General features: G+C 55.0%; 17 protein-coding genes. 7 read left to right on the forward strand and 10 right to left on the reverse strand.

The window, feature by feature from the left end; all coding sequences use genetic code 11:
- The first annotated feature begins 26 nt into the window (after positions 1–26).
- The 3 genes from TAM4_RS05540 to TAM4_RS11755 are packed head-to-tail and all read left to right on the forward strand — an operon-like array spanning position 27 to position 3,847.
- Positions 27–2,978 carry a type I restriction endonuclease subunit R gene (locus TAM4_RS05540; RefSeq protein WP_014122264.1) on the forward strand — a complete coding sequence of 984 codons (2,952 nt, stop codon included), beginning with the start codon at positions 27–29 and terminating at the stop codon, positions 2,976–2,978.
- Positions 2,969–3,631: a M48 family metallopeptidase gene (locus TAM4_RS05545; RefSeq protein WP_014122265.1), complete on the forward strand. Its 663-nt coding sequence runs from the start codon at positions 2,969–2,971 to the stop codon at positions 3,629–3,631. The genes TAM4_RS05540 and TAM4_RS05545 overlap by 10 nt, the downstream gene beginning before the upstream one ends.
- A gap of 51 nt (positions 3,632–3,682) precedes the next feature.
- The gene (locus TAM4_RS11755) at positions 3,683–3,847 is read left to right on the forward strand and encodes a hypothetical protein (RefSeq protein ID WP_014122266.1); all 165 of its coding nucleotides are present in this window, start codon (positions 3,683–3,685) and stop codon (positions 3,845–3,847) included.
- A 2-nt stretch (positions 3,848–3,849) separates the two neighbouring features.
- Here the strand turns inward: TAM4_RS11755 and TAM4_RS05550 are convergent, their stop codons facing one another.
- Complete coding sequence (locus TAM4_RS05550) at positions 3,850–5,181, reverse strand: cation:proton antiporter (protein WP_014122267.1); 1,332 nt, start codon at positions 5,179–5,181, stop codon at positions 3,850–3,852.
- Positions 5,139–5,666, reverse strand: coding sequence for an HPP family protein (locus tag TAM4_RS05555; protein ID WP_014122268.1), 528 nt, complete (start codon positions 5,664–5,666; stop codon positions 5,139–5,141). Before TAM4_RS05555 ends, TAM4_RS05550 begins: the two co-directional genes overlap by 43 nt.
- A 160-nt stretch (positions 5,667–5,826) precedes the next feature.
- On the opposite strand from TAM4_RS05555, the gene TAM4_RS05560 reads away from it, so the two are divergent.
- Positions 5,827–6,531: an ATPase domain-containing protein gene (locus TAM4_RS05560; RefSeq protein ID WP_014122269.1), complete on the forward strand. Its 705-nt coding sequence runs from the start codon at positions 5,827–5,829 to the stop codon at positions 6,529–6,531.
- Between the two features lie 14 nt (positions 6,532–6,545).
- On the opposite strand, the gene glyS is transcribed toward TAM4_RS05560, so the two are convergent.
- Positions 6,546–8,255: a glycine--tRNA ligase gene (gene glyS / locus TAM4_RS05565; RefSeq protein ID WP_014122270.1), complete on the reverse strand. Its 1,710-nt coding sequence runs from the start codon at positions 8,253–8,255 to the stop codon at positions 6,546–6,548.
- A 149-nt stretch (positions 8,256–8,404) separates the two neighbouring features.
- On the opposite strand from glyS, the gene TAM4_RS05570 reads away from it, so the two are divergent.
- Both TAM4_RS05570 and TAM4_RS05575 read left to right on the forward strand, forming a co-directional pair.
- Positions 8,405–8,635 carry an LSm family protein gene (locus TAM4_RS05570; protein ID WP_014122271.1) on the forward strand — a complete coding sequence of 77 codons (231 nt, stop codon included), beginning with the start codon at positions 8,405–8,407 and terminating at the stop codon, positions 8,633–8,635.
- 22 nt (positions 8,636–8,657) lie between these two features.
- Entirely contained in the window at positions 8,658–8,849 is a 192-nt protein-coding gene (locus tag TAM4_RS05575; protein WP_014122272.1) for a 50S ribosomal protein L37e, read from the forward strand.
- A 100-nt stretch (positions 8,850–8,949) separates the two neighbouring features.
- Here TAM4_RS05575 and TAM4_RS11795 read toward each other — a convergent pair whose 3' ends face one another.
- From TAM4_RS11795 to TAM4_RS05600, 6 genes are read right to left on the reverse strand one after another with little or no spacing between them, the layout of a single operon-like run.
- Positions 8,950–9,120, reverse strand: a complete 171-nt coding sequence (locus TAM4_RS11795) for a hypothetical protein (protein WP_014122273.1) — start codon at positions 9,118–9,120, stop codon at positions 8,950–8,952.
- 51 nt (positions 9,121–9,171) lie between these two features.
- Positions 9,172–9,894 (reverse strand): DUF72 domain-containing protein, encoded by a 723-nt coding sequence (locus TAM4_RS05580; protein ID WP_014122274.1) that lies wholly within the window; start codon positions 9,892–9,894, stop codon positions 9,172–9,174.
- 5 nt (positions 9,895–9,899) lie between these two features.
- Positions 9,900–11,138: a DNA double-strand break repair nuclease NurA gene (locus TAM4_RS05585; RefSeq protein WP_014122275.1), complete on the reverse strand. Its 1,239-nt coding sequence runs from the start codon at positions 11,136–11,138 to the stop codon at positions 9,900–9,902.
- Positions 11,125–13,782, reverse strand: coding sequence for a DNA double-strand break repair ATPase Rad50 (gene rad50, locus TAM4_RS05590; RefSeq protein ID WP_014122276.1), 2,658 nt, complete (start codon positions 13,780–13,782; stop codon positions 11,125–11,127). The genes TAM4_RS05585 and rad50 overlap by 14 nt, the downstream gene beginning before the upstream one ends.
- Positions 13,779–15,179, reverse strand: a complete 1,401-nt coding sequence (locus TAM4_RS05595) for an exonuclease SbcCD subunit D (protein WP_014122277.1) — start codon at positions 15,177–15,179, stop codon at positions 13,779–13,781. Before TAM4_RS05595 ends, rad50 begins: the two co-directional genes overlap by 4 nt.
- Positions 15,180–15,188: 9 nt before the next feature.
- Positions 15,189–16,856: an ATP-binding protein gene (locus TAM4_RS05600; protein ID WP_014122278.1), complete on the reverse strand. Its 1,668-nt coding sequence runs from the start codon at positions 16,854–16,856 to the stop codon at positions 15,189–15,191.
- Between the two features lie 169 nt (positions 16,857–17,025).
- Between TAM4_RS05600 and TAM4_RS05605 the strand changes: the two genes are divergently transcribed.
- Positions 17,026–18,567, forward strand: coding sequence for a dihydropteroate synthase-like protein (locus TAM4_RS05605; RefSeq protein ID WP_014122279.1), 1,542 nt, complete (start codon positions 17,026–17,028; stop codon positions 18,565–18,567).
- On the opposite strand, the gene TAM4_RS05610 is transcribed toward TAM4_RS05605, so the two are convergent.
- Positions 18,564–19,304, reverse strand: a complete 741-nt coding sequence (locus tag TAM4_RS05610) for a CGP-CTERM sorting domain-containing protein (RefSeq protein WP_014122280.1) — start codon at positions 19,302–19,304, stop codon at positions 18,564–18,566. The two genes, TAM4_RS05605 and TAM4_RS05610, sit on opposite strands and share 4 nt — an antisense overlap.
- Positions 19,305–19,326 lie beyond the last annotated feature (22 nt).

A 19,326-nucleotide genomic window follows, 5' to 3' on the forward strand; every position in this document is an offset into this window, starting at 1 on the left:
TGTTTACGAATAAACAGGTGTCCCCTATGCCCGCTCAAACCCCCGAATACCTCCAGTGTGAGAAGCCCATCATCGAGCGACTGGAATCGAAGGGCTGGACTTACCGGAGGGGCATTGAGGTTCTTGAAAACGAAAACGAGCCCCTCTTAATCTCAAGGCTGAAGCGTGCGATAGTGAGGATAAACAAAGTCAGTGAGAAGGAAGCGGAGGAGGCTATCAACCTTCTCAAGGCCGCTCCCTTCGGCGTTGAAGGTTCCCGCAGGGTTCTTGACTATCTCAAGAACGGCGTTCCCGTGAAGGATGAAGAAACCGGTGAGCCCAAGAGGCTGATGCTCATTGACTATGAAAACCTCCAAAACAATGAGTTCCTCGTTGCCAACCAGGTCGGCTACCCGTTTAAAACTAAGATACCCGATGTAATCCTCTACGTCAACGGCATCCCCCTCGTTATAATAGAGTGCAAAAAGCTCGACGTGAGCTGGAAGAAGGCCTACGAGCAGATTAAGGGCTATGAAAAGGAGATGCCGGAGCTCTTCAAGTACGTGCAGGTTGGCGTCGCGGTCGGGGACAAACCCGTCTATTTCCCCATAGTGCCGTGGCTGAGCAGTGTTCCGGTCTACGAATGGAAGTGGGGCAACTTCGACCCCCTGGATGACCTCGTCGAACTTCTAAAGCCCGAAACCCTCCTCGACATCCTCCGCTACTTCACCTTCTACCGCGAGAGTGGCGGGGCTTTCACCAAGGTTCTGCCGAGGTACATGCAGTACAGGGCCGTTAGGGAGATAGTAAACCTCGCCGTTGGCTACGCAAGGGGAGAAACCGAAAGGAACCGGGGTCTAATCTGGCACTGGCAAGGTAGCGGGAAAACTCTGACGATGATATTCTCAGCCTACAAAATCAAGCGCCTGCTCGGCAACCCCACGATTTTCTTCATCGTTGACAGGAGGGAACTTGAGAGACAGCTGAGCGGCGAGCTTAAAGCCGTGGGGCTGAGCTTTGAAGTTATAGATTCAATCGAGAAGCTCAAGGAAGTCCTAACCCACGCCGATGGAAAGAGGGGAATATTCATCACGCTCATCCATAAGTTCCGGCCAGAGGAACTTGAGGATGTCCTTACAGAGCTCAAAAAGAAGAGCCGTAGGCAGAGGACGATAATGAACCGCCGGGACGTCGTGGTTCTCATAGACGAAGGACACAGAACCCAGTACGGCGAGCTTGCTTCGACTATGCGCTCGATACTCAAGAGCGCGTCCTTCTTCGCCTTTACCGGAACCCCAATAGCAAAGAAAGGGCGCGACACCTACGCCACCTTCGGCTATAAGGACAGGCCCTACCTCGACAGGTACTTCATAACGCAGTCCATAGAGGATGGCTTTACTGTGAAGATAGCCTACCAGGCGAGGCTTGAGGAGGACGTTCATCTAAAGAGGGAGCTCCTTGAGGCGTTTCTCTCATCGAAGCTGGAGGAAATCCCAGAGGAGTACCGCGGAAGGGTAGAGGAGAAGCTCAAGAAGAGGCTCAACGCGATAAGGGTATTCCTGAAAAACCCGAAGAGGATCGAAATGATAGCCCAGGATATAGCAAGGCACTATAAGGAGAGCGTGGAGCCATTTAAAGCAATGGTCGTCGCCGTTGATAGGGAGTCCTGCGTCTTATACAAGCGCGCTCTCGACAAGTATTTGCCAAGGGGGTACACCGAGATCGTGATGACGTTCAACCGGGACGACAGTGAGGTTATCAAGGAATATCAAAAAGAGCTTGAAGAGCGTTTCCCGGGAAAGGACATGGCTGAAATCCGCGAGAGAATTCGTGAGGATTTCAGGAACAAGGAAATTCCAAAAATCCTGATAGTTACCGATATGCTCCTCACGGGCTTCGACGCACCAATCCTCCAGACAATGTATCTGGACCAGCCCCTCAAGGAGCACCGGCTTCTTCAGGCGATAGCGAGGACCAACAGGCCCTTCATCAAGAACGGTGAGAACATCAAGCCCTTCGGCCTCGTTATAGATTACGTGGGCATATTCAAGGAGTTGAAGAGAGCGCTGGAAATCTATGATGAAGTTGATATCGAAGGGGCCGCTTACAGCGTCGAAGAGATAAAGGAAGAGCTCAGGAAAAAGATCGCCAAGGCTATGGGATACTTTGATGGTCTTGAGCCGGGAAGAGATAGGGAGACCATAATGAACGCAGTCGAGACACTGTTTAGAAACAACAAGGGCGAAGAGTTCCAGAGGCTGTACAGGGAGATAAGGCACCACTACAAGCTCCTCATGGAGGACAGAGATGAGTTCAGGGAGGCCTTCAAATGGCTCACGGAGGTCTATTATGCATACAGAGCGAAGGTTGATGGCGTTCCGCCGGAAGTCGAACTCAAAGCCGACGAATTCTTCAGGGAGGCTCTCAAGTTCATACACGAGACAGTGGACATAGAGGAGATAAAGACGGACTTTCCAATAATGGAACTTGACGAGGAGTTCCTCAAGAAAGTAATGAGGGAAAGGGATAAGCGGAAGGCATTTACTAACCTCCTATTCTCGGTCAGACACTACGTAAACACTCACAAGGGACCTTTAACGGAGGACTTGGTTGAGCAGGTAGAGAGGATAATCGAAGCCTGGAGACATAAAAAGGAAGAAATCGAGAAGCTCTATGAGGAGCTCCTTGGAATAGCAGGGGAAATAGAAAAGCGCTCGCAGGAGCAGAGAAAGCTCGGTTTGAACGAGCTCGAATACGCCATTCTGATGGTGCTCAAGAAGCACGTAAAGACCAATACTAACGAGCTGATCAAAGGGATCAGAAAGTTGCTCAAGGAGACCGAGGGGCTTAGGTTCCCCCGTTGGACAGAGAAAACTGAGGTCGTCAGCGAAGTCTCGCGGAAAATTATGCTCTTCATTGTAAGGGAATATAAGGAGGAATGCGACGACATCATCAAGACGCGTAACGAGCTCCTAGAGGTGCTCAAAAGGTGGGGATAGAGTACCGCGTAATTCTGAGGGACGTTAAGTATCCCCGCATCGAGATAAGCTCCCTGGGGGAGGTTAAGGTAATAGTCCCACCAAATGCAGACGCCGAGGATCTGGTGAAGAGAAAGAAGGAGTGGATAGAGAAGAAGCTAAGGGAAATCGAAGAAGCCAAGATGAAGTTTCTCCCGCTTTCCAATAAGCTCCTACTCGACGGTGAGTTCTACGAACTCATCGAGTCAGAGGAGTTTGGGGTTAATTCAAAGTTTCACGTGGTTCTCCTGCCCAAGGACGATTTGGGAATGCTAAAAAGATGGCTGAAGAGTCAGCTGAGAGAAGAGTTGGAATTTAAGGTGAGACTCTTCTCATCGGTCTTTGGGGTAAAGTACAGAAAAATATACATCCGCTTTCAGAAGACGAAGTGGGCAAGCTGTTCTGAGAAAGGAAATCTAAGCTTTAACCTAATGCTTATGGCGCTGCCAGAGGAACTCAGGGACTACATCATAATACACGAGGTGGCCCACCTCAAGTTCCAAAAGCACTCTCGCGCGTTTTGGGAACTCGTAAGGCAGTATTACCCCGACTACAAACATGCCCAGAGAGAACTGAGAGAGTACTGGCTTGCGCTCCAGTATAATAAAATCTGGAATAGACTGAGGGAAATTTAGCGCTGCTTAAAGTTTTTATCCCCTCCCCTCTTATTCTCCCCGGTGAGCAAAATGGACGAGAAGTTAAAGGCCTGCAAGAACTGCCGCTGGTTCGGGCCGATTGACTCCTACTTCCTGACCTACGGGATGTGCAGGAAGCACATGAAGACAGTCCACATGAACTTCGTCTGCGACGACTGGGAGCCGCTATGGGGAACGGAAAAGGAGAAAGAGTGAGATCACCCGCCCTTCGATCTCGACTCCTGCCTCTTCTGGGCGACCTTCTTCTTCCTGTCCGAGATCTTGCTCTTCCTCTTCTCGACCTTCTGGGAGATAGTGCTCTCGATGTCCCGCTTGAAGGCCCACTTGAGGAGGGGAGGCGTTATCAGCACCGATACGGTTATGAATATCAGCGTTGCGGCTATGAACTCCGGTGCGTCCTTCTGGGGAATCGCCCCTCCCTGTATCGCCACCATTAAATCGACGAGGGCAACCTCCGTCCTCGGTATCGAGCCTACCCCCATCTGGAGGGACATCCAGAAGTTCTCCCTCGTGAGCAGGAAGTCCCTTCCCCTTCCCCAGGCCGTTATCCATGCTCCGAAGCCCCTGCCAACGACCTTTCCGATTATCGCTATCGTCGAGAGCACCGCGGCGAGTTTGATCGCGTTCCCGTTCTCGAAGACCTTGAGGTTGAGCATCGCCCCTGTGTGCACGAAGAAGAAGGGCACGAGGAGACCGTAGCCTATCGCCCTGACGTCCTCCATCATCCTCTTGCCCTCTGGCAGTTTGGAGAGGATCAGGCCCATCATGAAGGCACCCTCGATGGCGGCGGCGAACCAGCCCTCGGCGAGGGCCGCGAAGAGAAACATCATGCCTATCGCCATTCCGAGGATGCCCTTCTCCACGTGGAGCCGCTCGGCGAAGCGGATGTAGTAGTCAATGAGATACCAGCCGATGACGCCGGTTATTATGAAGAACGCCACTATCTTGACGCTCAGGTTGATCAAACCGCCGCTTCCAACTGCAAAGATAACCAGCGCTATGCCGAGGAAGTCGTCCATGACGCTTGCGCTCAGCGATGCCGCCCCAACCTCGCTCCTGAGAACGCCTAAATCCATCATAACCCTGACCGTTAGACCTATGCTCGTCGCCGTTAGAAGAACGCCGCCGGCGAAGGCTTCCCTGCTCGGATAACCCATGGCCATGAGGGCGTACCAGCCCATGATCAGCGGAACGAAAACACCCATGACGGTTGATATCGTGGCCGTCACGCCCGTGCGCTTGAGCTGCTGGATGTCGGTATCGAGGGCGCCCAGAAAGAGGAGGAATATTATACCGAGCTTCGCGAGAAACTTCGAGATCTCCGTTGCCATCGTCTCAAAGCCCTGGCCCGTGGTGATCGGCAGGTACTGGGGGGCGACTATTCCGAAGTAGACGAGGTTCCCGAGGAGCATTCCCATGAGGAGTTCTCCGAGGACACCGGGCAGCTCAAACCTCTCGATTATACTGTCCCCGATCTTCGCCAGGATCAGGGAGACTCCGATTGTGAAGAGGATCCATGTTGCGTCCATTTCACATCACCCACCCTCAGCAGTCTAAGGAACTCGTCAACCAGGATACGGAGGCTCACTTCCCCGACGAGCCTGTCGCCCTCGACGACGGCCAGAACCTGAGTCCTGTAGCGCCTCATTTTGAGCAGGGCATCGAGAACCGTCGAGTCCTCCTCGATCGTGAGAACGTTTCTCTCGGCAACGTCGCCCGCTTTCTCAGCCCCTCCGAGTATTGACCTCAGGGTCCTGCTGGTCATTCCGAGCTTGAACTTGTGGGCCTCGGGGGGAAGGAGGATGTCTATGACGTCGAGGTACCTGATGACGCCTTCGAGCCTCATGCTCTCCCTGTCCTCAACGACCCAGACGTGGTGCCTCGTCCTGAGGATTTTAAGAACCGTGAGGATGGGGGTATCAACGGTAACGATGGGCATTGAGGCTATCGGAGGCATTATGTCGTCCAGCTTCATGGAATGAAAACTCTGAAGGGCCCTTTCAACGTCATGCACAGCTACCACCGGTTTTCCAGGTGTGAAAAACTCCCTTTAAGCTTTTCTGGTCATTCCCAGCCCATAGTGAACGTTTAAGATCATGTGGGGCCCCCTCCTGTACCATGCGACCACTAACTTTTTAGTTCGTAGAACGGATTATCCACAAACGGTGATCCGTATGGTAGAGAGGATATCCACTGGAATACCGGGACTCGATGAGATGCTCGGGGGAGGCCTGATAGCGGGAAGGGCCTATCTCGTCGAAGGACCTCCCGGAGCAGGTAAGACCATACTGGCGATGCACTTCGCCATGGCCGGTGTTGAGAGGGGCGAGAACGCCCTTTACGTAACCCTTGAAGAGCCCGCGGATCAGCTAAAGGAGGACATGGCGGGACTCGGTTTCAACGTTGGAAGCGAGAACTTCAAGATAGTGGACGCGACCCCCGTGAACCCCGAGAGAAGCATCGTGTTCTCAGAGAGCCCGGACATCGAATTCGGGGAGAGCTTTGAGAGACTTCTCAACTCCCTGAGCGCGGAGCTCAGAAAAAGGGAATACCGGAGGGTGGTCGTCGATCCGATAACCATGGTCAAGCTAACCGTGCCGGACGAGCTCGAATACAGGAAGATATTCCTCTCCTTCCTCAAGACCCTCAGGCGGTACAACGTCACCGTTCTGATGACGTCGGAGCTCGAGAAAAGCGACGTGGAGAAGTACCTCGTCAGCGGCGTGATCAGGCTCACCAGGGTCGTCTCGGGGGACAAACCCGTCAGGGCCATTCAGATAACCAAGTTCAGGGGTTCGGCCTTCGACGAGGCCATGAGGCCGTACCGGATAACGAGCAGGGGAATACAGATCTTCCCTGGGGAGACCGTGTTCGTTTAAAAGAAAAGAAACGCTCACTCCCCGAAGATCAGCTCCCTGAGCTTTGACGGCAGCTCCTCTATCTTAACCCTTACCTGCTCCCTCGTGTCGCGGTCGCGAATCGTCACCGTGTTGTCCTCGGGCGTCTGGTTGTCTATGGTCACGCAGTAGGGCGTTCCAATCTCGTCGTACCTTAGATAGCGCTTTCCGATTGTGTCCTTCTCGTCGTAGACGACTATAAAGCCAGCTTTCTGGAGCTTCCTGAAGACGTCGTAGGCTATGCTCTTCAGCGGTTCCTTGGCGACGAGGGGCAGAACTGCAACCTCAATCGGCGCCATGTCCTTCTTGAGCTTTAGATAAGTCCTGTCCTCCTCGATGACGAGACTGTTCTCGAGGAGCAGGTAGAAGGGCCTATCTATTCCGAAACTCGGCTCGAGGACGTGCGGGACTATCTTCTCGCCGGTTATTTTCTCCTCGACTTCCCTTATTATGAAGTCGTCTCTCTCCAGCTCGTAGCCCTCTATCGTGATTTTGCCCTCTTTCTCAAGGATTCCGACCAGCTCGCGCTTCTTCTCCTCGTCCCAGCCCTTGATGAGCTCGTTTATCCTCTTGGCGTCTTTCCTCAGCTTCGGACCAACGCGCTTGAGGTTGAGGGAAACCTCCAGCTTCCTCACGATTTTCGGCTCGTCGTAGTGGATGAGCACCGTCAAATCTGCCCCGCTCTCGCGCATGTGCCTGCTTAAGTCGTAGTCTCCCCTGTTGGCTATTCCAACGCATTCCACCCAGCCGAAGCGCTCGCTGTGGATTTCCGCGTCCCAGGTGTCGCGCGAGTAGTGGGCACGCTCCTCCGGTAGCTGCTGGCGGAAGCGTATCTTTTCTTCTGGAATGCCGATGTCGAGGAGGGTTCTCTTGACCATGACCATGTAGTAGGCGAAGAAGGTGTTCATAATGTAGCCTTTCTTTACAGCTTCCTCGGCGGTGAGCTCAATCTCGCCAAGGCCCTTGAGCTGGTGCTCTATCGGGTAGAGCCTCAAAACCTCGTCCTTAACCTCGTCGAAGTGCGGGTGCTCTGTCTCCTTCGGGTTGAAGAATATCTCGGCCTCTGCCTGCGTGAACTCCCTGAGCCTCAACATTCCCTGCCTCGGTGAAATCTCGTTCCTGTAAGCTTTCCCAATCTGGAAGACGCCGAAGGGGAGCTTGTTCCTCGCGAAGGCGTTCAGCCTTTTGAAGTTCACGAACATTCCCTGGGCCGTCTCTGGCCTTAAGTAACCTTTCTGGTCGCCGTAGGGGCCGATTTTCGTCTCAAACATGAGGTTGAAGTACCACACATCGGACAGCTCGCCGCCGCACTCGGGACAGCGGATGTCGTGTTCTCTAATAAGCTTCGTGAGTTCCTCAGCTGATAACCCCTCGACGTCCATGCCAAGGGCTTCCTCGACGAGGTGGTCGGCTCTAAACCTGGCGCCGCACTTCTTACACTCGACGAGCGGGTCGACGAACTTCTCGACGTGTCCGCTCGCTATGAATACCTTCTCCGGCGTTATGTCAGGCGTTTCGAGCTCGAAGAAGCCCTCCCTCTGGAAAGCTTCCCTTATTTTCTGCTCTATCTTCCTCTTTATCGTCGCGCCGAGCGGGCCGTAGTCGTAGAATCCGCGTGAACCGCCGTAGATTTCAAAGCTGCCCCACGCGAAGCCTCGCCTCCTCATCAGATCCTGGAGAACCTCGTACTTGTCCTGCTCCCCCATGCTCTACCACCTGAGAGTTGAGCGAGACAATTTCATAAAAAGGTTTTGGGGCTTTCCCTGGAATTCTGACGATGCCGAAAAACGGAAAGAGTTATAAACCGTTTCCGTCGTTTAGGCTATGAGCTTTGATTGTTTGGAGGTGCGTGAAAATGGCGGAAAGACCACTCGATGTTATTCACAGGTCCCTTGACAAGGACGTCCTCGTGCTCCTCAAGAGGGGTGGCGAGTTCAGGGGCAAGCTCATCGGTTACGACATCCACCTGAACGTTGTCCTCGCCGGAGCCGACTACATACAGGACGGCGAGGTCGTTAAGAGCTACGGTAAAATCGTCGTGAGGGGAGACAACGTTCTCGCGATCTCCCCGGTCGATATCGAGTGAGCAGACTTAGCGAGGTGAGACCATGGGAGCGGGCACAGAGCCAAAGGGTAAGCGGAATCGTACTCCGACCCACATAAGGTGCAGGCGCTGTGGTAGAAGAGCTTTCAACGTCAAGAAGGGCTACTGCGCCGCCTGCGGCTTCGGCAGGAGCAGGAGAATGAGGAAGTACCGCTGGAGCCACAAGTGGAAGAAGAAGAGGAACCTCCCCTACTGAACCCTTTTCTTTTCCATGCGATGATGACCCTTTAACCGGCTGACTGTGATGAGCTGGACCCGTGCCTGAGCCCAAGGCTTAGAAAAGCATTGCCGAGATACTAAACTTCCCCGGCGTACTCCTCAAGCTCCTCGGCGCTTGCCCTTCCGAGCATTCCGGGATGGACTTTCTTTTTCATTGCCTTTGCGAGAAACTCTGCGTCAGCTTCAAGGAATTTTTTGAGCCGTTCAATGTCAATCCCCGCCGGAACCTTTATCGTTATCTCCTCCATGCTCCCACCTAAAGGGAATTCGATGGAGTTGTATAAATCCCTATCAAAGCTTTATCCTCCCCCCACAATCGCCTTGAACCTCTTCGCGTCCCGGCACATGTCGGTGTTGTTGAAGAAGACGAAGCTCTCACTCCTGTTCCAGCCGAGGACGCGCTCTCGAACTTTTTGCAGTTCCTCGTCGCTGTAGGAGTGCCGGTAAATTATCCGCCCGTTCTCGTAGCGCCCGTGAAGGCGGTAGTAGTTCGTCTCGCCGCTGTGGAGCGGAATCCTCACGAGCGGGTCTGTTACGTCTATGACGTCGAAGGCCCTAACGAAGCGCTTAATCCCCTCCTCGCTCCAGCCCCTCAGCTCAACGGCTATCTCGAAGTTTCCCCTGTCAATCATCTCGAAGAACCTTTCCGCGTTGGTGAAGCTCTCCTCGCTCTCTTTAAAGCTCCGGGGGAGCTGGATGAGAATGAAGCGCGCGCCGAGGGTTTCGGCCTCTTTGAGCGTTACCCGCCAGAAGTGAAGGACGTCGCTCGTTGGCCTCAAAAGGCCGACGTTTTTGCCCGGCTTCACGTTGCTCCTCCGCCACGTCGGGCTGTTTGGGGGATGCGTTACGCCCTGAAAGGCCTTCACCGCGAAAGTAAAACCTTCTGGTGCCTCTTTCCTCCAGCGCTCGAGGGTTTTCTCCCCAAGGATTCTGTAAAAGGTCTGCTGAACCTCAACCGCGTCGAAGTCCCGGAAATACTTCGCCCTTCCCTCGCAGAAGCCACACGTTCCAACCTTAATCATCTCCATCACTCCAGCGGTTCCCTTCCGTAGCGCAGGAAGTTCAGGTATGCCTCGTCCTCGCCAACTATCGCGCTCAGGATTGCGTCAACGTAGGCGTCGAACTCCCTCTTCTTGATTACGACCGAGTGGTGCGCGTATTCGAGCGGAATCACGTACTCATCTTCGGCCACAGAGAGGATTTTTGCCAGCGTTTCCTCGAAGTCCTGCCCCTCCGGAACCTCGAGGAGATAAATCAATCCCCCGTCTGCGAAGCGGACGTAGGCCGGGTTAATTCTCGCGCCCTCTATCTTCCTCCCGTCGAGGACGAGAATCTCGCGAAGGTTCTCGAAAAAGCCGTGCTCCATGAGGTCGAGGATTAACTGAGCGAGGGCCTCCTTCTTGCCGACCTTCGACGAGAAGCGCAGGTAACCGCTCTTATCGGTCAGCGAAGCTACGACGGGCGTGTCCACCATTATTGGAACTTTTTTCAGCTTCTCCCTCTCTGCTACCGTCCCTATGACGTCGGAGCGGTAGAAGGTCTTGGCTATCGAGGCTATCTCGTTTCCCAAAAGCCTGTCAAGGGCGTGGAGGTATTCAAGGTATTCGAAGAGGACTATCAGGTTTTCGGCATCCACAACCCACCAGATTTTTCCGCGAATGCTCCTCGAGCCCTTCTCCTCCAGTATCTTGAAGATTGACTTTCCTTCTCTCCCGCGGGCGAGCAGAGATGGACCCGAGATGACGCCCTTTTTGAGCTCCCGCTTCCACTCGTTCCATTGTTTGTTTAGGTAGTCAAGGAAGTCCAGCGAGGCCTCCAAGAGCGTCCTCCCGTGTCTTTCATAGAGCTGGTTCGTGGTCGAGTTCGCGTAGCTCGGCGGTCTTATGAGTGCCCCGCTTATCGTGCCGTCCATGAGCACGAGGTCCGACATTTCCCCGACGAGGGCACCCATTCTTTTTTCTAAGGTATCCATGTGAACCCTTATCCTGTCGTCCGCGTTGCTGTAGGGGAAGAGCGCCCCGATGTCGTTCCAGTAGTAGAGGTCATCGCCGACCGCCGATGCGGAGACGGCGTAGATTATCGCCCCGCTGAGCCTCTTGGCCATTCTACTGCCGTCAACGGCGTAAACCTTAGCTTTCTTCGGCTCGGGTAAGCTCTCCCAGCGGTAGTGCTTCCTCACGAGGGGAACGAGCTTTCCGAGCTCTTTCCTGCTCTCCCTGAGGAAGTGCCTGATTTCCTCGAGGTGCCGGTCGTCAATACGCTCCAAGGCTCTCCACCTCCACCCTTGCTTCACCGGCGTTGGTAACCCTTATCACGTAGTCGGCCGCGTCCTTCAGCTCTTCGTCGTGAGAGACGATGATTACCTGCGGTATCTTCCTCAGCTGGCTTGATATAATCTCCACGAGCTTCTTCCTCCTCTCCTCGTCGAGGAATGGCGTCGGCTCGTCCAGTATGAGGAGCTCAAGGTTGCCCACCTTGTAGAGCGAGAGGGCAAGGCGGAAGGCCAGACCGAGCGCTATTCTCTCCCCACCGCTGAGGAAGTCTATTCCCACCTCGTTGCCCGCGTAGAGGACTTTGAGCTCAATCCTCTCCTTTCCGTACTTCTTCTCGCGCCTCAGCCTTATCCCCTGATACTTGCCCTCGGTCATCTCCGAGAACAGCTCTCCGGCCAGCTTCTGCACCTCTTCAAGGCCCCTCAGCTCTTCCTCCGCCTTCAGCCGGGCTATCTTCTCCCTGAAGGCCGTTATATCCGAGAGGGCCTTCTCGACGAGCTCGAGCTCTTTCTCGGCCTTTTCAATCTCCCAGAGGTTCGCCTTCAGCTCGTCTATTAAGCGAGCTATCTCGTCCCTCAGGCTTTCCGCCCCTTCACGCTCGGCCCTCGCCCTCTCAAGGACTCTCGATTTCTCAAGGTATTCCCTCTCGGCCCTCTCGAAGTCCTCCTCCGAGAAGTCCTCTCTGGCTTCCTCCAGCTCTTCTCTCGCCTTTCCGAGCTCGGCCTTCAGGCGCTCCATGTTCGCCCTTGATTCATCGGCCTTCCTCCGCTCGACGTCGAGCTTCCTCTCGAGGACCTCAATCCTCCTTGGAACGTCCTTCAGCGAGAGGAACTCGCGGTAGGGCTTCTCGAGCTCCCCAATCCTCTCCTCAACCTCCTCGAAGGACTTAAACCCCCTCTCGGAGAGCCTCTTTAGAATGTCAGCCTTTCTCTCCTCGAGGGCGTGAAGTTCCTTCTCTACTTCTTCCTTTTCCTTCTCAAGGCCCTCAAGCTCCTCAAGCCTCTCCCTCACGCCCCGGATTTCCTTCTTGAGACCGATGAGTTTCTCCTTCGTTTCCTCGAAGAGTTCGGCGTCCCTCTCAAGCTCCTCAACGCCGAGCTCCTCAAGCTTTTCCTCCGCCTCCCTGAGCAAATCGGCCGTCTTCTTGAGGCGGATTAGCTTTGGCTCTTTCGCGAGGAGCTTCCTGAGCTCAACCTCGCGCTTTTTCAGCCCTTCGAGTTCCTCCTCAAGGGTTTTAACTTCCCCCTCAATCCTCGATATCTCAGCCCTGTATTCTGCCAAGATTTCGCCTTCCTCGTGCTCGTCTATGGGCCTTCTGCAAAGGGGGCAGATTTTGGCCCCTTCCAGCCTCTCCATGTTGGCCATAAGCTCCGCCTTTTTCCCCTTCAGCGAGGCTATCTTCTCCCTGACCTTCGAAATCTCCTCCTGGAGTTTTTCAAGCTCCTCCTTGGCTTCCTCGATTTCTTTGAGTTCCTTCTCAAGCTTCTCGACGGTGTAGCCGGCCCTCTCGAGTTCCTTCCTGTGCTTCTCGGCCTCACCGAGGATTGACAGGGCACGCTGGTAGAGCCTGTGCCTCTCCTTGAGCCTCTCGTATTCCCTCCTCGTCTCAGCCTCTTTCTTCTTCAGCTCCTCAAGCTTTTTCTCCAGCTCAGCACGCTTCGCCGTTTCCCTCTCGAGGGAGCGGAGCTTCTCCCTCAGCGAGGAAAGCCCAACCTCAACCTTCGAAAGCTCGTCCTTCAGTTTGAGAAGTCTGCCGAGCTCGGTGTATTCCTCTGCGAGGGGCTTCAGCTCCTCGAGTCTCGCCTTCTTCTCCTCCAGCTCCTCGAGCTCGAGCTTCAGCTCCCCTATCCTCTTCTCCCTCTCCCTCAAAAGTTTCTCCTCGCTCGCCAGCGATTTTTCGAGGAGAGCTATCCTCTTCTCAAGGCTGGTTATCAGCTCTTTCCTCTCCTTCATCTCTTGATAGAGCTTGGAAAGCTTCTCCACCTCGGCCGAAAGCTCCCTTTCCCTCTTCCTCAGCTCGCTAATCTTTCTCAGCGTCTCGGCAAACCTCTTCTCGGCATCCCTGAGGTTCTCCTCGATTTCGGCTTTCCTCTCGATGAGCCTCTTGAGGTTCTCCTTCCTCCTCTTCAGCTCGCGGATTACATCGGCCGAGTTCCTCTCGGCGTTCTCGTAGTCCTCTATGCCGAGAACCTTGCGCAGAACCTTCTCCATGACCTCGCGGTTGGTGATTATGCCCTCAATCTCGCCCTGTCGAATGTAGAGCGCGTTCGTGTAGATCTGCAGGGGGTAAACGTTCCGCTCGACCCAGCGCGCTATATCTGAGCTCTTCTCCGCGATGAGCCGTCCGTTCTCGAGGAGCTCGCTCTTCTTCGTTGTTCTGGTTATGCGGTAGGTTTTGCCGTTGTGCTCGAATTCCAGGCTCAGGGAAAGCTCACCGGTTCCGACGCGAGCGTTGGCCTTCAGGTAACCCTTCGGGAAGCTCGGGTGTCCGAGGTAAAGCGAGGCGAAGATGGCCTCAAGGATTGAGCTCTTTCCCGCTCCATTCTGGCCGATTATCAGGTTTATGCCGTCGCTGAACTCGACAACGCTTTTCCTGTGGGCCCTGAAGTTCCGAATCTCGATTTTCCTGACCCTCATCGCTTACCACCCCTCAGCCACGCGTCGAGGCTCGACGGCTTTGCCGGCTTCGGTTTCTTTCCGGTCTTCTTTTCGGGTTTTGACTTTTCCTGTTTCTCCCTCTTCGGAGTTGCCTTCACGTGCTTTTCCTCTTTCGACCGTTTCTTTTCGACGTTTTCCGGTTTCTTCGGCTCTTCCGCTGGTTTGAGGGCCCTTGCATTCATCTCCGCCGGAACGCCGAGGCGGTACTTCTCAAGGAGCCAGTCCATGAACTCGTCGAGCGGGAACTCCTTGGTTTCACCCCTCATGTGGAGGAAGAGCTCCCTCTCCCACTCGGTCAGTATCTCCTCGCCCACGCGCTCCTTCGAGATTATCGCCTCGCCCGTGACCCTGCTCCTGAAAGCGTAGTAGGCTATGCCTGAATCCTTCAGCAGGTCGTTGAACTCCGCCAAACTAACGCCACCCTTCACCGTCCCCTCGAGGTAGATGATTGCCACGGCATCTTTCGGAATCAGCCCCGCTACCTCCTCGACCTTCCGCCTGAGCTCGGCCTTTGAGTTTCCCGAGACCGTAACGCGGTAGAAGGGCCTCGTTTCGACCTCGACGAACTCCGGCCGGAAGTCTTCAACGATGTAGAAGCCCTTCGGCTGGTTGTTTTCCCTGACCTTCGGCTTTCTGTCCCTCTCGCCGTAAACTATTATGTGGCTCGCCTCCCTCACGTCGGTTCTCTCGAGCGAACCGGGATAAACGACTGGCCCGTTCAACCCGGTCTGCTCCGGTTCGGCTATTTTCCTCACGTGTATGTGCCCGAGGGCGTAGTAGGAGAAGCCCTCGGGGAGTTCGCTCAGCCTCAGGTCAAAGGCGTCTTGATAGGGCGTGTCCTTCGCGAGGTAGTCAACGGCCTGGTGGAGCATCAAGATGTCCCCCTTCTTGAAGAGGGCCTTCAGGACGTTGGTGTTGCCCCTTATGAGCTGCCAGCGCGTGTGGTGTCTCAGGCCGTAGATTTTGAGGTCTCCAACTTCGGCCCAGACGAGGTAGCGGTCCGCTATTTTCTTGCTCCGCAGGAACTCGTCTTTCTTTTCCTCCCTCCTGAGGCCGAGGGTCCTTAGAAGGCCCAGGTGTTCGAGCAGGTCGAAGATGGAAGCTTCCCGAATCGTCTTGTCGTGGTTGCCCTCGATGGCGAAGACCGGGATTTCCTTCTTCCTCGGGATTTCGAGTATCTCAACCGCATCGCGCAGGGCCTTCGGCGACGGCCTGCTCACATGGAAGAGGTCTCCGGCGATGAGTATGAAGTCCACGTTCGCTTTAACGGCCTCCTCAACCGCCTCGCGGAAGGCCCTAACGTAGTCCTCGTAGCGGAAGGGCTGGTTGAACTGCTCCCTGCCGAGATGGGCATCGGCTATGTGCGCGAACCTCATCTTAACACCTCACAGCGGGAGGGCGCTTATGGCCTCTTCCTCGCTAACCTCTTCCTCCTTCCCATCGAGCCACTCCTCGACGATATCTATGTCCCTTCCTCCATAGTGGCCGTTGAAATCCTTCTCGAAGTTATAAATCTTCACCATCGCCGGAATCGTGATGGCGTAGCCGACTATAACCGCTTCACCGACGCCGAGGGAGGCTATATCGCTCAGCAGGTCCTCGCTTATCTGCTCACTCGCCTGCTGGACGTAGCGCTGGTCGTTGGGCTCAACCAGCTTGAGGATTATCTTGGTGTTGGTCTGGCTGAGTATGTCGTCGTCCAGCTTCTTCGGCCTCTGGGACACTATGCCCAAACCAACCCCGAACTTCCTGCCCTCTCGCGCTATCTTGCCGAGCCACAGGGTTGCGGGGTTCTTCTCACCCCGTGGAGCGAATATGTGTGCCTCCTCAACTATGACGAGAATTGGCTTCTTCACGGCCGGGTAAGCTTCCAGTATCTCCCTCGCGGTGAGCCTGTCGCTCGTTCTGACGGCTTTGATGTACTCGATGCGGTTCTTGAGGATTCCCCTCAAAACGAAGCTCGCGAGCGTTATCATCTGCTCCTCTTCCATTCCGCTGAGGTCTATGACGTTCACCATGCCGGGCCTTATCTCGCCGAGCACATCTACCGGGCTTATGAACTCGCCGAAGTTGGCCTTCAGCTCGCCTATGTAGTCCTTCAGCCTTATCAGGGAGTCCAAATCCCTCGCCTGAATCTTCCTCGGCGTCTCTATGCCCTTCTCGTTGTAGTAGTAGATTACCTTGTCGTCGGTGTTCTCGTAAACGCGTATCCACTCCTCTATCTTGTCCTCCATCGCCTCAAGGAATGGCAGACCACCGACGACCTTTCCGTCCCTTCTCATCTCCTCCTTGACCGTCCTATAAATCAGCCCGAGGAAGCGCCTCTGAAGGCTCGCGTTTTCGGCTATGCCGAGAAGCGTTGCCAGCTCGCTCAGCCTTATCCTTCCGGGGTCTATCGTGGCCTTTATCGGGTTGACGCGCGCCCCGGGCCAGCTCAACCTCTGATACTCGCCGTGGGGGTCGAGGATAACGACGGTCGCGTTCACGTTGTCCACGAGCTCCTTGGTGAGAACCGCTATGGTATTGGATTTACCGGCTCCGGTAACGGCCAAGACCGCGAAGTGTCTTGAAACGAGCCTGTTGGCGTCGAGGCGGACCTCTATGTTGGCCCTCGCGATGAGCTTTCCAATTCTGAGGTGCCCGTTGGCGAAGATTCTCTCCAAGTCCTCGTCTCTGGCCAGATAAACTCTCTCGCCCGGCTTTATGGGGACGCGGTTGGGGGCGGGCTTTACCATAAACTCGCCGTCCCTCGTTCTGAGAACGCCGAGAACCTTGGCATTAGCTAATATCTCCTCGCTCTTGTCGAGGATTCCGCGCGAGAAAACGTTGACGGTTTTTTCAACGTAGTCGTAGCTTCCCCTTCCGGCTTCCATAAGCCAGTTGAGGTTTCTGATGGACTTGAGGAGAGCCAAAACCTCGTCTCCCTCGCGGTTTTTGACGACGAGGAACTCCCCGAAGCGCGGGAGCTCGTTCTTGGGGTTGACTATGAACGTGAAGTGGTCGGTGCTCGATTCACCGAACACTATTCCAACCGAAGCGTCGCGCCCTTCCATATTACCACCTTGAGTTGATTTTCCGGCGAGGACAAAAACCTTTCGATGCCGAAAGGGTTTTTATTGGCTTCCCCAATCCACCACGCCCGATGACGAGCTACTCCCGGCTGAGCGGTGATGAGCCACCTACCGGCCGAGGGCTTTTAAGGCCAACACCGAAGTTCCAACCATGAGAATCCTCCTCGTCACGGGAAAACTCGCCGAACCGCTCGTGAGGAAGTATGGAAAAGGTTGCGACGTCCTCGTTACGCCGGTCAGCGTCGCGGCTTTCCTGACGCCAGAGCTGATAGTCCGCTACCTGAAGAGAGCCGGTGTGAGGAGCGAGGACTACGACCTAATTCTGATTCCCGGCCTTGTCAGGGGTTCAGCTCAACCCATCGAGGACGAAATCGGAATTCCAACCTTTAAGGGGCCGAGGAACGCGATGGATTTACCGGCCGTGCTGAGGGCATTGGAGAAGGGCTTCAGGCTGAGCAGGGAAAAGCCGGCGGACGAGCTCTTCTCCCTCGACGGCCTGAAGAAGGTCGAGGACATCAGGAATAAGACTAAGGACAGGCGCTACATCGAGAGGGCCCTTAAAAGGCCCGGGAACGTCCTCATCGGCAACCTTCCCGCGGGAAGGGACTTCCCGACGAGGATTCTCGGCGAGGTCGTTGACGCCCCGAGACTCGGCATAGCTGGAACCGTTGAGAAGGCCCTCTACTACCTCCGCGAGGGGGCCGACATAATCGACATCGGAATGGTTGCCGGAGAGACGAACCTCGATTTCATCGAATCCCTCCCAGAAATCCGCGGGAGACTTAAAGAGAGGGGCTTCGACGTTCCAATCAGCTTCGATTCTCTCAACACCGCTGAAATCGAGAAAGCTTTGAACTACGCCGACCTTTTCCTGAGCGTTGATGAGAGCAACATCGAGGAACTCGTCACCGATAAGCCGGTCGTTCTAATCCCGACGAACCAGAGGAGGGGTTTCTTCCCGGCTAAACCCTCGGAGAGGGTCGAGTTTCTCGAGAGGCTCAAGGAAAAAGCTCTGGATTTGGGCTACAAAACCCTAATCCCCGATTTAATCCTCGAGCAGGTTCCCCACCTGGCGCGCTCGGTTACAGCCTTCCAGCTCTACCGCGAGAGGAACCCGGACGACGTTCTCCTCGCTGGAGTCGGAAACGTGATTGAGCTCTACGACGCGGACAGCGTGGGAATTAACGCCTTGCTCGCTGGAATCGCTAAGGAGCTTTCGATAAGCCTTCTCCTTACGACGGAGACGAGCGCAAAGGCTAAAGGCTCAGTCAGGGAGCTGAGAAGGGCTGTGGACATGAACCTCTTCGAAACCCCAAAGGACCTCGGCCTCGATCTGCTCATCCTGAAGGAGAAGAGAACCAGGGAGTGGCGCTTCGAGCCGGCTCAGGGGGTTGTTGAGGCGAGGGAAAGGCCCGTCCAGCTCGAACCGGTTTACTTCCGCATTTGGGTTGAGGGCGGGAGAATCTGGGTGAACGCCTACCGGGGAACAAAAGCTGTTCTAACTCTCGTCGGCGACGAGCCGAACGCGATAATAGACACGATTCTTGAGCGCTTCGAGATAAGCCCGAGGCACGCCTTCTACCTCGGCCGGGAGCTGGAGAGGGCCTACACGGCCTTAAAATTGAGGAGGAGCTACGTTCAGGAGGTCGAGCTCTTTTCGGACTTCTACCTGGGTGAAAATGAAAGGCGTTAGCGCCTTCTCACCGCTGCGAGAAGGGCGAGGAAAAGCATCGCGCCGGGCCCGCAGGTTTTTCCGGAGCCAGTTGCGGAACTGGATTTCTGACCTGATGTCCCGGTTTGACTCCGAGTCGTTCCGGTGGAAGTTGGCTCGTAGGAAACCTCCACCCCGTCAAAGTAGATGTGGGACTTCATCGGGCTGTCGTCCCAGCCGCCTATTACGAGCTGGAAGTGGGTCGAGCGGCCAAACTGCTCCGTTGGTACGTTTTTGAGCAATTCTCCCGACTCCCAGAATTCCACGTGATCCGGGTAGAGGACTACCTTGAAGGTCCGGTAATCCCTGGGAATTCTCCTGGTCTCACTCACAGCCCCTCCTGGCAGGTCGTAGGCTATCTTGTCCGATGGCCAGCTGATGTAACGCATCCCGAAGTATTTCCCCGAGTCGAGGTCGTAGATCCTGAACCACATCTCTGCCGTCCCCGGATCGGTGAACTTCCACCTTCCGGAGAACGTCACGGAGCGCCAGTTCTCAATCGTGATAACCCGACTCCGGAGAAAGGCGTGCTCCTTGCGATAATCCTTGAACCTGCTGCCGTAGGTCTCGAAAACCGCGGCACCGTCTTCCTCGCTGAACCTGTTTCCGCTTCCCGCGATGTCTATGCTCCATTTTCCCGAGACGTCTCCCGAGCTGAAATCGTCGTGGAAGGCTATCTTTTCAGAGGAACTTCCCGCACTTACAAACGAAAGCGTCAAAACGCACGAAAGAAACAGAAAA

Origin of the sequence: Thermococcus sp. AM4 (assembly GCF_000151205.2) — an archaeon.
GTDB lineage: Archaea > Methanobacteriota_B > Thermococci > Thermococcales > Thermococcaceae > Thermococcus.

Excerpts from the sequence above, each read along its gene's own strand:
- TAM4_RS05540 (WP_014122264.1), top strand. The coding sequence starts at position 27 with ATGCCCGCTCAAACCCCCGAATACCTCCAGTGTGAGAAGCCCATCATC.
- TAM4_RS05570 (WP_014122271.1), top strand. The coding sequence starts at position 8,405 with ATGGCGGAAAGACCACTCGATGTTATTCACAGGTCCCTTGACAAGGAC.
- TAM4_RS05550 (WP_014122267.1), bottom strand. The coding sequence starts at position 5,181 with ATGGACGCAACATGGATCCTCTTCACAATCGGAGTCTCCCTGATCCTG.
- TAM4_RS05560 (WP_014122269.1), top strand. The coding sequence starts at position 5,827 with ATGGTAGAGAGGATATCCACTGGAATACCGGGACTCGATGAGATGCTC.
- TAM4_RS05580 (WP_014122274.1), bottom strand. The coding sequence starts at position 9,894 with ATGATTAAGGTTGGAACGTGTGGCTTCTGCGAGGGAAGGGCGAAGTAT.
- rad50 (WP_014122276.1), bottom strand. The coding sequence starts at position 13,782 with ATGAGGGTCAGGAAAATCGAGATTCGGAACTTCAGGGCCCACAGGAAA.
- TAM4_RS05595 (WP_014122277.1), bottom strand. The coding sequence starts at position 15,179 with ATGAGGTTCGCGCACATAGCCGATGCCCATCTCGGCAGGGAGCAGTTC.
- TAM4_RS11795 (WP_014122273.1), bottom strand. The coding sequence starts at position 9,120 with ATGGAGGAGATAACGATAAAGGTTCCGGCGGGGATTGACATTGAACGG.
- TAM4_RS05605 (WP_014122279.1), top strand. The coding sequence starts at position 17,026 with ATGAGAATCCTCCTCGTCACGGGAAAACTCGCCGAACCGCTCGTGAGG.
- glyS (WP_014122270.1), bottom strand. The coding sequence starts at position 8,255 with ATGGGGGAGCAGGACAAGTACGAGGTTCTCCAGGATCTGATGAGGAGG.
- TAM4_RS05575 (WP_014122272.1), top strand. The coding sequence starts at position 8,658 with ATGGGAGCGGGCACAGAGCCAAAGGGTAAGCGGAATCGTACTCCGACC.
- TAM4_RS05600 (WP_014122278.1), bottom strand. The coding sequence starts at position 16,856 with ATGGAAGGGCGCGACGCTTCGGTTGGAATAGTGTTCGGTGAATCGAGC.
- TAM4_RS11755 (WP_014122266.1), top strand. The coding sequence starts at position 3,683 with ATGGACGAGAAGTTAAAGGCCTGCAAGAACTGCCGCTGGTTCGGGCCG.